The organism is Gemmatimonadaceae bacterium (genome assembly GCA_036003045.1).
GTDB lineage: Bacteria > Gemmatimonadota > Gemmatimonadetes > Gemmatimonadales > Gemmatimonadaceae > JAQBQB01.
Map to the genome: position 1 here is coordinate 1 of DASYSS010000045.1, position 12,082 is coordinate 12,082.

8 protein-coding genes are annotated in these 12,082 nt (G+C 67.9%); 5 read left to right on the plus strand and 3 right to left on the minus strand.

The features are described from left to right. Positions 1-208: 208 nt before the first annotated feature. Entirely contained in the window at positions 209-1,630 is a 1,422-nt protein-coding gene (locus VGQ44_11415; protein ID HEV8447427.1) for a M20/M25/M40 family metallo-hydrolase, read from the minus strand. A 302-nt stretch (positions 1,631-1,932) separates the two neighbouring features. Further along, the gene (locus VGQ44_11420) at positions 1,933-2,262 is read right to left on the minus strand and encodes a hypothetical protein (GenBank protein ID HEV8447428.1); all 330 of its coding nucleotides are present in this window, start codon (positions 2,260-2,262) and stop codon (positions 1,933-1,935) included. A gap of 128 nt (positions 2,263-2,390) precedes the next feature. On the opposite strand from VGQ44_11420, the gene VGQ44_11425 reads away from it, so the two are divergent. The 3 genes from VGQ44_11425 (at position 2,391) to VGQ44_11435 (ending at position 6,111) form a co-directional block, all read left to right on the plus strand. Continuing rightward, the gene (locus tag VGQ44_11425) at positions 2,391-2,702 is read left to right on the plus strand and encodes a hypothetical protein (GenBank protein ID HEV8447429.1); all 312 of its coding nucleotides are present in this window, start codon (positions 2,391-2,393) and stop codon (positions 2,700-2,702) included. Beyond that, positions 2,699-4,543 carry a serine/threonine-protein kinase gene (locus VGQ44_11430; GenBank protein HEV8447430.1) on the plus strand — a complete coding sequence of 615 codons (1,845 nt, stop codon included), beginning with the start codon at positions 2,699-2,701 and terminating at the stop codon, positions 4,541-4,543. Before VGQ44_11425 ends, VGQ44_11430 begins: the two co-directional genes overlap by 4 nt. Positions 4,544-4,710: 167 nt before the next feature. Then, on the plus strand, positions 4,711-6,111 hold the full coding sequence (locus VGQ44_11435; protein ID HEV8447431.1) for an NAD-dependent succinate-semialdehyde dehydrogenase: 1,401 nt from the start codon (positions 4,711-4,713) through the stop codon (positions 6,109-6,111). Here the strand turns inward: VGQ44_11435 and VGQ44_11440 are convergent. Then, on the minus strand, positions 6,101-10,165 hold the full coding sequence (locus VGQ44_11440; GenBank protein HEV8447432.1) for an ATP-binding protein: 4,065 nt from the start codon (positions 10,163-10,165) through the stop codon (positions 6,101-6,103). The two genes, VGQ44_11435 and VGQ44_11440, sit on opposite strands and share 11 nt — an antisense overlap. Before the next feature lie 97 nt (positions 10,166-10,262). On the opposite strand from VGQ44_11440, the gene VGQ44_11445 reads away from it, so the two are divergent. Continuing rightward, a complete protein-coding gene (locus tag VGQ44_11445; protein HEV8447433.1) occupies positions 10,263-11,012 on the plus strand; it encodes a creatininase family protein in 750 nt (249 codons plus the stop codon). Between the two features lie 31 nt (positions 11,013-11,043). Further along, on the plus strand, positions 11,044-11,760 hold the full coding sequence (locus tag VGQ44_11450; GenBank protein HEV8447434.1) for a hypothetical protein: 717 nt from the start codon (positions 11,044-11,046) through the stop codon (positions 11,758-11,760). Positions 11,761-12,082: the final 322 nt, after the last annotated feature.

Sequence of the window (12,082 nt, forward strand, 5' to 3'; positions counted from 1 at the left end):
CCCGGCGAGAAAGAGAATCGTCGGCCCCGCCCCGCCGAAGTCGAGATAGTTCAGCCGCACGCTCGGCGCGACGCGCACCATACCGCTCTTGTGATGCGCCGTGTCGCGCCAAGCGTCGGCGGTCGCGCTGGGCTGCGCCGCGAGGCGGGGGGGCGCGAACGCCGCGCCGAGTGCGAGTGCACTCAGCGCGGAAGCGGTCGCGACGCGACTACGGAACGACTTTGCCCGACGACAGCTCTTTGGCGAGACGATAAAGGAATTCCTCGCTGTCGTAGTACGACTTGATCGGGACGCGCTCGTCCTTGCCGTGCGCGCGGTTGTCGTTCGGGTCGCCCATGAGTCCGGAGACGCCGTACCCGGGGATGCCGATCGCGCGCAGATATTTGCTGTCGGTCGCGCCGGTACCCATCGTCGGAATCACGAGCACGTTCGGGCCGAACATCTCATGCGTGAGCTTCTCGATCGGCCTCATGATCTCGGGCGTGAGCGGCGACGGCGCGGCGTGCTCCATCGCCGGCGCCTTGGAGATCGACACGCCCGTGTCGCCGGCGGCCTTGAGGAGCGAGGCGCGTACGTCTTCGGGATCGTGGCCGGGCGCCATGCGGCAATTCACGTTGGCGCTCGCCGCCTGCGGCAGCGCGTTTCGCGCGTGACCGCCGGTGAGCATCGTGGCGACGCAGGTCGTGCGCAGCATCGAGCGGTAACGCGGGTCGCGCGAGAGCGTCGCCGATGCTTTCGCGTCGTTCGGGTTGGCGACGATCGCGCGCATCGCGGCGCCGACTTCGGGCGTTTCAATGGTCGCGGTACGCGTGAAGAACTCGCGCGTCACGTCGTTCAGCATGACCGGGAACTGGAACGTCGCGATGTGCGTGAGCGCCTGCGCCAACTCGTAAATGGCGTTGTCGTCGCGCGGCACGGATGAGTGTCCGCCGCGGTTCGCCGTCGAGACGGTGAAGTTCGCGGAGACCTTTTCCGCGGCGCCGACCGAGTTGATGAACGGCTTTCCGTCGCGCAACGAGCCGCCGCCGCCTTCGTTCAGCGCGTACGCGGCGTCGATCAGCTCCCGGTGGTTGGCGATGAGCCATCGGACGCCGTTCGCCGGGCCGCCTTCTTCGTCGGCGGTCAGGGCGAGGATGATGTCGCGGTCGGGGACGTAGTGTTCCTGCTTGAAACGGATCAACGTGGCGACGAAGATCGACGCCATCGCCTTGTCGTCACCTGATCCACGCCCGTAGTAGTAGCCATCGCGCTCCGTGAAGACGAACGGGTCGAGGTCCGGCGACCAATCCTTCTTGAGCGCCTGAACGACGTCCAGATGCGCGAGGAGCAGCAACGGCTTGCGGCCGCTGGACCCGTTGCCGTGATAGCGGACGACGATGTTCCCCTTGTCGGCCCGCGGCCCGCCCTGGAAGATGTCGGATTCGGCGAATCCGGCGTCCTTGAGCCGCTTCGCCACCGCGTTCGCCGCGACAGTCGTGCTGCCGACGGAATCCGCGGTGTTGATCTCGACCATCTCTTTGTAGATGTCGTGCGCGAGCTGCTGCTCGGGACGCAGCGTGGCGCCTTGCTGGTACTGGGCGGAGAGCGTGGCGGGGAAAGCGAAAGCAGCAAGCGCGACCGCGAGTCGCATCGAAGGGCTCCGGCGAGGGTCGCGGGAAGTGTACGACGCGGATTGGAAAGCGTGAAGGGCGCGCTGCCACTCTGCGCATCGAGCGCCGGGTTGATGCCGGCTGAGCGCTAGAAATCGGACGTCTGATATCTGACGTCGGACATCAGACCCGGCGCTTCGGGCGGAGCGCCGTCGACCGAGGAAGGCTATCGCATCACGCTTAGTCTGATGTCAGAAATCGGCGGTCAGACGTCCGATTTCGAGTGATCAGCCGTACCCGGCGGGCGAAGACAGACGCCAGAATGGCCGGGATCCAACGAACTTCAGCCAGCGCCCAGGCGCTTCCGTATGTCGCGTGCCCCCGACGATACGCCGAGCGCGACTGACAACCCGAACAGCAGCGCCGTCCCGGTCCCGACGAGCGGAAGGAACGCCACGATCGGGAGCGCCACGATCGCGGCTCCGACGCCGGCGAGCACGGGCGCCAGACCGTTCTGGACGGCGTCCACGTATTGCAGCCGGTTCACGGTGAAGCGACGGGACTGCCAGAAACCGAACGCCGTGGCGGCGACGGTGATGGCGAGACCGGTGATCGAAGCGAAGAAGTGGAACACGAGATCCTCCGTAATGGCACGCGACGTTTTCTCGTGCATCAATACGTCAATCTTGCAGCGGAGTTTCAGCGCGCCGCTAGTCTCAGGTTACGCCGTCCAATAGCTTTGGCGTGGCGGCCCTGAGAGACGGCACGCGGTGCCCACCACGCATTACGCACGAGAGCTCGATGGTCACGTTGCGCGTCGTCCGTCATGACAGGGATCTGGTGCTGGCCGAAGTCCCGAGCGAGGTGATCCCCAGCCGCGGCGAAGTGCTGCAACTGGATACACTGGACGATACCGGCGAGAAGTCGAAGCCCAGCACCCTCTGGCGCATCGTCTCGGTCACGTTGCACGTGCCGTCTCTCGCCTCTTCAGTGCCGAAAGACGGGTCGGCGCTCGCCGTGCGACGTGTCGAGGTCGCCGTCCTCCCAGACATCTCGCTCGTCCCCGAGTTCGCCGCCGCGGCAGAGAAGATCCTTTCCGAGTCGAAGATGTGACCGGGCCTTCCTCGAGCCCCCCCCGAGCGACAGGCGACGGTGCGGTCGGACTCGACCTCACGAGCGGCCGGCTCCTGTCCATGTACACGCGGACGCAGGAGCTGCCGCCGCATTTGCGCGAGTGGCAGCTGCCACCGGGTTGGGCGTGGGGATCCGAGGGTCTCCACACGCAGCATCGACACTATCAGGAAGTCGTCGACGCGCTGGGCCGGTCGCTCTCGTTGGTGACCGCGCCAAACGATTCGCACGCCGCATGGCTCGAGGCGGAGGCGCGGTCTCTCGCGCATCGAAACCACCCCGCGATCCCGACAACCTATCACTATTGGTCGACCTTCGCGGTGAATCGCCGAGGCCCGGGCTATCTGCGCCGCTGGATCGCCGGTGAAACGATCGCCGCGCGGATGGTTCGCATGGGACCGGACGACGTCCCGGGCGCGCTTCGCGTGCTGCGCGAGATCGGCTCGGGTCTCAGCTATCTCCACGATCTCGGCGCCGCCCACGGCTGCATGTCACCGGAGACCGTCTTCGCGTCCCCGATGGGACGTCTCTGGATGATGGGCTGGCAGTGGGCGATGCCGAGCGCGGAGATCCCTACGGGAGTCTTCCCCGACTTCCGTTTCATGCCGGTGCCGCACGAGTGGACCGTTGGCCCGTGGTGCCCGACTCCGGCGAGCGACCAGTGGCAGCTCGCGGCGACGTGCTTCGCCGCGCTGACCGGTGAGAATCCGCCGCCGGACGAAGTGCCGCCGATCCAACTCATGCGGCCTGACTGTCCGCGTGCACTCGCCGGCATCATCGATCGCGCGCTGAACCAGGATCCCGAGAAGCGATTCGCGTCGATCGCCGCGCTGCTACGCTCGATCGACCGGCTCATCGGCGTGCGCACGATGGTCGCGCTGGCGGGCGAGGAATCCGAGGTGTCTCGCGCCAATGAATCGCCGGAAACGCGGCTCCGCTGGGCGCTCGCCGACGATTATGAGGTGCTCGCCGCGCTCGGATCCGGCTCGTTCGGCTCTGTATGGCGCGTGCGCGACCTCACGCTCGGCCGCGAAGTCGCGCTCAAGCTGCTCCATCCTCGCGTCGCGCGCGACGAGCGCATCGTCGGACGCTTTCGCCGAGAAGCGAAGCTCGCGGCGCAGCTCGCGCATCCGGCGATCGTTCCGATCTTCGACTGGGACAGCCGCGGCGACGTCGCGTGGTACACGATGGAACTCGCCGAAGGCGGCTCGATCGCGGACCTGGTCGCGCGATCGGGACCACGCACGCTCAACGAGATCGCGCCGCAGATCGACTTCATCCTCAACGGCCTGTCCGCGGCGCACGCGATCGGGATCGTCCATCGTGACTTGAAGCCGGAAAACGTTCTCATAGATCGCTACGGCCGCTGGCGGCTCGCCGACTTCGGTATCGCCAACGCCACAGGCGAAGAAACGGCCGGCGCCTCGGGCACGCCCGCGTTCGCGCCGCCCGAGCAACTGCTCGGCGAAGAACAGGACGCCGCGGCCGACTGCTTCTCGCTCGCCGCGATCGTCGCCTACGCGCTGACCGGGACTCCGCCATTCGGTGAGCGCGACAGCGCGTCAATCTTGGCGCGGGAGTTGCGCGGCGACGTAGACCTGTCGACGCATCCCACGGAGCTCGCCGACTGGCTGCGCCGCGGACTCGCGGCGTCGGCGAACGAACGGTTTCAGGACGCGGCGTCGATGCAGGTCGCTTGGCGCGACGCCGTGAGCGCGGTGCTCGAGCAGGACCGACAGGTCCCATGGTGGAGGCGCTGGTTCGCCGGCGACACCGCCGAGGGCGGCGTCGCGTGGACGGGAGACCAGTTTCTCTCCAAATAACCGCCCTGAGGCATTCCGAGCGGAGGTGCGTGAGCGCCGGAGTTGTAGCCCTTGAACCATTCCGAGAGGTGCGTAAGCGCCGGAGCTGTAGCCCCTGAACCATTCCGAGCGGAGGTGCGTAAGCGCCGGAGCGAGGAACCAACGGGCCTTTTTTAGCGAACGACCGAATGGCGATAACGAGCACCGACCCGACCACGGGTGAGCAGCTGCGGGAATTCTCGCCGTTGACGTCGGCGGCGATCGAAGAAAAACTGGCGTGTGCCCGCCGCGCCGCGCAGGGGTGGCGATCCGCGCCGCTCGACGAGCGCACCGCCGTGCTTCGCCGCGCCGCCGAGCTCCTCGACGCGCGTCGCGATGATTACGGAAAGCTGATGACCCGCGAGATGGGCAAGACCTTCGGCGCGGCGAAAGACGAAGCCGCCAAGTGCGCGACGAGTCTTCGCTACTACGCCGACCACGCCGCCCAATTTCTCGCCGACGCACCCGTGGCCGCCGACGGCGAACGCAGTTACGTCGCGTTTCAGCCGCTCGGCGTCGTGCTTGCCGTCATGCCGTGGAATTTCCCGTTCTGGCAGGTCATCCGATTCGCGGCGCCGGCGCTCGCGGCGGGCAACGTCGGACTCCTCAAGCACGCGTCAAACGTTCCGCAGTGTGCTCTGGCGCTCGAGCAGCTCTTCGCCGACGCCGGCGCGCCGGCCGGCGTCTTTCAAACTCTGCTCATCGAATCGGGCCAGGTCGAAGCAGTGATCGGCGACGACCGCATCGCCGCCGTAACGCTCACCGGGAGCGAAGGCGCGGGCAGCAGCGTCGCGGCAGTCGCGGGCAAGCACATCAAGAAGACCGTCCTCGAGCTGGGCGGCAGCGATCCGTTCATCGTGATGGAAAGCGCCGACCTCGACGCGGCGACGCAGACCGCCGTTACGGCGAGAACGATCAACAACGGGCAGTCGTGCATCGCGGCCAAACGGTTCATCGTCGCGCAGCGAATCGTCGAAGACTTCACGACGCGGTTCGCCGAGCGCATACGTGCGCTCGTCGTCGGCGACCCAATGGACGCGCGCACGAACGTCGGTCCACTCGCGACCGAGAAGATCCGCGACGACCTCCACTCGCAAGTGACTCGCGCGACCAAGGAAGGCGCGTCGCTTCTCGTCGGCGGCACGCCGCGCGCCGGCAAGGGCTTCTTCTACGAGCCGACCGTCATGCGCGACGACACGCGACGCACCGCCGTGTTCCGCGAAGAGACCTTCGGCCCGCTCGCCGTCATCACCAGCGTGCGCGACACGAGCGACGCCATCGCCGCGGCGAACGATTCGCGGTTCGGGCTCGGCGCCGCGGCCTGGACGCGCGACGAAGAACAAATCCAGCGGTTCGCGCGCGAGCTGGAGGCGGGAAGCGTGTTCGTGAACGGGATGGTCGCGTCGGACGCGCGCTTCCCGTTCGGCGGCGTGAAGAAATCGGGCTATGGCCGTGAGCTCTCGGCCTTCGGGATGCACGAGTTCGTGAACGTGAAAACCGTTCGCATCCGCGGCGCGAGCGCCGCGCGCTCCGGCAGCACTACGGAGTAGACGCGCCCTCGGCCGCCGCGCGAAGCGCGATCGTCACCGTCGCGCCGCGGCGTCCGTCGGTCGGCGGTTCGACGCTCGGGCTATGCACGGTGATCGATCCGCCCCATCCTTCGACGAGCTGACGACTGATCGCCAGACCGAGTCCGCTCCCGCTCGTTCGCGTCGAGAAATGCGGCTCGAAGATGCGCGGCAGGACGTCGGCCGAAATTCCGAGGCCGTCGTCGCTCACCGTGATCGTCGCGTGGTCGGCGTCGCCGTTGTCTCCCGGAGGGGTCACGCTCACGAGGACGCGGGCCGCTCCAGCGAGCCGCGCGTTCTCCAGCACGTTGAGCAACACCTCTTTCAGCTCGTCCACGCGGGCCAGCGCGGTGACGCGCGAGTCGTCGCCGGTCTCGACCCACTCGACCTCGTCGCCTTCCCCGCCTTCTCCCCCCATTCGCTCGAGCGAGACGACCTCCCGCACGATCGCGGCGATGTCCACTTCGCTCGGGCGCGCTCGCTCGTCCGGTGCCGCCCCGTAGCGGCTGAAGGCTCGCGCGATCTCGTCGAGACGGTCGATCTCGGCGAGGATCTGATTCACGTTGTGATCCAGGACGCGGTCGAAGTCGACGCGTTTGTCGGCGCGTGCCCGCCGTAGATGCTGAACGCCCAGCCGGATCGGCGTGAGCGGATTCTTGATTTCGTGCGCGACCTGACGCGCCATCTCGCCCCACGCGATCACGCGCTGCGCGCGCGCGATCTCGCTCACGTCGTCCACCGTGATCACGATTCCACCGCCGCCGCGAGAGAGCCGCGTCAACGTGCCGCGCAGTTGCCGCTGCTCAACGGTCGCCTCGAAATCGAGCTCGTCGGCGGCGCCTTTCATGAATTCGTCCACGCGATGCGCCACTTCGGCATTGACCGTCTCGTCGAGATGCGCGCCCGGCGGCAGCGACACGCCGAGCAACTGTTCGCTTCGCGGATTGGCGAGCGTGATCCGGCGCTCGCGATCGACGGCGACGACGCCGCTGGCCACGTTGCGGAGCACCGCCGCCGTGCGGCGCTGCGCCTCCTCGAGCGCGGAACGGCTCGCGTTCAAATCGGCGGTCATGCGGCGGAACGCGGCGAACACCGGGAGGAATTCGATCGTCGGCTCCGTCTCGAGCGGCGCCGTTCGGCTGCCGCCGGCGAGGGCGAGCGCCGCTTCGCGCAGTGATCCGATGGGCTTCGCGAGTTGGCGCGCGGCCAGTCCGCTCAACCAGAGCGCGGCGAGCGCGCCGAGGGCGGTGGCGAAGAGCACGAGGACGCCGAGATCGCGCCGACGGCGGCCGAGCGGAGCGTCCGTCGCGCGCGCGGGCGCCGCGATGACGGCGGGCGGAGGCGGGATCTCGGTCAGCGAGCGATACCCGAACAGCGTCGGCGAGTCGCCGACCGACTCGATCTCGGTCGCGTTCTCTTCGGCGTGCACGGTGAGCGTCCGTTCGATGCTCGGCGGCAGGAGCCGGCCGGTCGGCGCGAGATCGTCATAGAGCTGATCGCTCGTCTGACGGAGCTCGCCGCCGCGAAACACGAACAGCGGCGTCTCGAGACGCTCGGCCTGTTCGCTGAGACGAGACAGCGAGTTGGCCGTCGGCTCGATCGACCTGAGCGTCTCGCCCACCAGCACGGCGCGAGACTGGACCGCGTCCGACGCGAGCTGGCCGTACATCCAAACCGCGAATCCAAGTCCTGGAATGACGAAAAACGCGAACAGCGCCAGCGACAGCCGGGTGCGATAGCTACGGCCGAGCGTACGGCGACGGGCGCGCAGCCAACGACCGGCCCCGCCGTCGGCGATGACCGCGGCGAGCCACAGCGCGCCGACGAGCGCCAGGTTGAGCAAGACGATGAGTGCTCCGCGCTCGACGAGCGCGTCGAGCGATCGGAGCTCGACGTCCACGTGGGCCGGCGTCGCTCCTCGGCCCGTCGCGACGATTCGGTCGCCGTGCAGCTGTGTGCCGTCGCGTCTCCATTTCGTCGGGCCGGGCGTCGTGTCTCTGCGAGGGAGCAATGGACCGCGAAGCCGCACCGAGTACAGCGGCTCCACGTCGCGGTCCTCGGAGAGACCGAGGAGTTGGGCGAACGGATTCGAGAGGAAAAGACGGCTCGGCGGGGCGAGAACGACCCCCGTGGCGCCGCCTTCGGCCGATGGCGCGCCCATCACCAGCTGAACCGCGGTGTCAGTCGCAACCGGTTCGATGATCACCTGGCCGGTGCGCCGAGCCGTCGCGACCACGCGCGCGACCTCGGGAACGGGATTCGGGATGTCGGCCGTCGCGAACGTGGCGACCGCTCCCGTATCCGTCGGCCAGGCAGAGAGGATGATTGGATTTCCAGCCGCGGCGATGTCCGACGTGACGTAGTTCTCGAGCAGCGATTCGCGCGTGGGCGGCGCTTGTCCCGCGAGGCTCAGGCCGAAGCGCTGAAGCAACGTCGCGGCGACTGAATCCGGTTGGCCAAGGCTGGCCAGGTCATGCTCCGCCGCCTCGACTCGGCCCCTCGCGGTGCGTCCCCAGACGAGCGTCGTCGCGCCAAGCGCGGCGACGGTCGACGCGCTGAGGATGACGCGCCGCGATCTGCGACTGAGCGCGAGCAGGCCGATGGCGACGATCCAGAGAATCGAATACCACCACGGCCAGCGCCCGGGCGCTTCCCACACGACGGGGCCGAGCACGGCCGCCACGATCGCCGCGGTCGGAGCGACCCACGGCGGAGCGCCGCGTCGCGGACCCAACACGATGGCCCCAGCCGCGGCGCCGGAGAGCAGCACGGAGACAGCCGCCAAAAACAGCGGCACCTGCCAGACCAGCCAGAGCGACGTATCCACGCCGCGCAATGGTGTGTGCACGCCGCGGGCGAGGTCGCGCAGAAGGAAAGGTCCCAGCACCGCGACAGCCAGCGTCGTCACGACGGCCGCCCAACGCGACATACGTCGTCCGCGCCGGCGGAACACGGCCAACACGCCGAGCAACACGATGGCGCCGGTCATCGCGAGCGCGGCGGCGTTTCCAGTCAGCGGTCCGCCGCGCGCCATGAAGTACACCGACGGATCGAAGAGGCGGCTCAGGTTCGAGTATTGGTTGAGCGGAACGAGGCCGACGCACGCCAGCCCGACGGCCAGCGCGGCGGCGCGGCGCGAATTTGTTTTCGTCGCCCTCCACACGCCGATCACGAAGCACACGAGGGCGATGGCGAGCGCGATGCCCGCGCGCGCGCGCGCGACCTCTTGGATCCGCTGCGCGACCTCGCCCTGGGTGAGCGTGACCGCGGCGACGTCGAACAGCCGCAGATGACCGGTGACGTAACGAAGGAGGTCCGGAGAGACCGCCGTGTCGCTCGGCTGCAGAAACTTGAATTCCTTGAGCCCCGCGCGGTCGGCGATCGGCTGCGCGAACGTGGACACGAAACGATCCGCCGGCGGCGCCGCGTCCAACAGGATGGCGACAGCGGCGCGGTCGTAGCCGCGGCGCTGGGTCACCTGGAGGGCGAGATAAAACGGCGTCGCGACGATCGTGGTGCCCTCTTGGACCTGGTCGATGGGCGCGCGAAAATCGCCGGACCACGCGAACGCGGTGTCGCCCCGATAGAGAATGACGCCGCCGTCGTCGAGACCGCGGGCGATCCGGCGCATTTGGTCGAACGCGACGTCACGCTCCGCCGACACGGCGAGCGCCTCGCTCGCGCGGCGGCCGGCGTCGCGCGTCGCGTCGTCGAGCGCGTGCTGGAGCGCGGTCAGCCCGCGAGACGATTCGTCGCTGCGCGCGGCGTCCCAATCGTGCGCGATCGTCCACAGCTCGCGCTGCGCCGCGATCGAGATGAGCACGACGGCAATGAGCGCCCAGAACGCGGCGAGCGCCCATCGCCGAGCCGGGCCACGAATCCGCATCGACGTCACGACGGTCACGGCGGTGGCGACGATCAACGGGACGAGGTACTCTACGCTTGGCGCGTGGAGCCACTGGCTCGCGGTAAGCAGCGAGAGTCCGGCGGCCGCCGCCCACCACGCCCAAGGCGCGGGCCACCGGGATGGAAACAAGCGTGGGGTGGCCGGGGTGGATTGAGGGGACGCACGCTCAGCCATCGCCACCGTCTCGACTACTTGCCTGGATTACCGACGAGAGTTCCTGGACGACATGAGTCAGATGCCCGCCGCGGACGGCGTCAACTCGCCGCGCCGTCTCAAGTTGATGCGCCCCGCCGAAGTCGCCGAGTCGATCGAGCGCGACCCGCGCCTGATCGTGCCCGTGGGCACCTGCGAACAGCACGGGCAGCACATGCCGCTCGGCGCCGATTCGCTCATCGTCGAGCGGTTGGCCTACGACCTGTCGGTGGAATCCGGCGTACTCGTCGCGCCGACGATCGAGTACGGCGTGAATGTCGAGACCGAGCGCGGTTACCCCGGCAACGCGTCGCTCCGGAAGAAGACGCTTCACCGAGTTCTCAACGACCTCATCGACACCTGGGAATCGACCGGCATTCGCGAGTTCATTCTGCTCACGTCGCACGAGCACGATCCGCATCTGGAAGCGCTCTCGACGGTCATCACGTCGGGCGCGCGCGTGCGGGTCGTCGACGTCTTGAGCGTGGATTTCAGTGACCTGCTCGAGGGGCAAACCGAACCGATGCACGGCGACGAAGTCGACACCTCGCTGTTGTTGTACATCGCGCCCGAGCTCGTCGCCACGGACCGCGCGCAGGATTATATGATGTCCAACGACGAGGTGCGACGTTACAGGCGCGGTTGGCTGCGCGTCCCGCGAGCGAGTCCGGGATCGATCGGCCGCCCCTCGCTGGCCTCGGCGGAGAAGGGCCGAGCGATCTATCAACGGATCTACACTCGCATTCGCGACCGGATTTTCGTCGCGCCACGGGTCGAAGCGTGAACCAGACGGTCTCAACCGGGTAGGTAACCTCATGACACACGTCCGTTCCATCACCGTAGCGGCGTGTTTGGCCGGGCTCGCGATCGCGTCGACCGCCGGCGGCCGACTTGCCAACTCGGCGGCGGGGCAGAGCGCGATCGTCGACGACGGCGCCTTCCGGATCTCACGCGGCGCCGGAGCCCAGTCCGAGGTCGAAAGCTTCCGGATTTCGCGGGGCGAGAACGGCCAGCTCGAGGCAACCGGTCAGCTGAACGCAGGCACCCGAAAGGTGACCGCGCACCTGATAACCGATTCGATCGGCACGCCGCTGACGTACAAGCTGACGGTTCAGGACAAAGGAGAAAAACCCGTCATTGTCCAGGCGGCCAGTCAACCGGGGCGACTGCGGACCCTCGTGTCGAACCAACGGGGCGACGAGTCCGGCCGGGATTATCCGATGGGGAGCGGGCGGACCATCATTCTCGACGACGAATTGGTGCACCAGTTGTATTTTTCGGGTCTATCCAGTCGCTCCGGCGGGATTCGCGTCATCAGTCCACACGTCGCGCGGGCCGGCATGTTCCAGATTGCCGCCCACGGGATGGAACCCATCGACGTCGGTGGGCAGTCGGTCACGGCGACGCATCTCTCGCTCGTCAACGGCGGGGACCGGCGCGACTTCTGGGTCGACGGCGAGGGGCGTGTGCTTCGGGCGGAGACGTCGTCGGGGCTCAAGGCCGTTCGCGACGAGCTACCAAGGAAGCGTTGAACGAGCCGACCGGGGGCGGCGCGGCACAACCACCGGGCAGTCGAGCGGGTCCAACCGTGAATCGCCTCGCTGCTGAAGCGCCCTGCTCGGGGTGAGGCGGCCTGAAACCCGTCTCGCCGTGTCTCCGTACTCCCCCCAGACCCCATCCACAAGGATTGCCGACAATGCGTTCGTTGCGGTACGTCGCGGCCCTGGCGATCTCCGCGCAGGCACTGATTGCGCAGCAACCGGCCGGTAGCAACTCCCTCTCGCTCGATCAAGCGATCGCGATCGCGCACCAGAACAATCCGAACTTCCTGACGACCCAGAACAACGTTCGGGT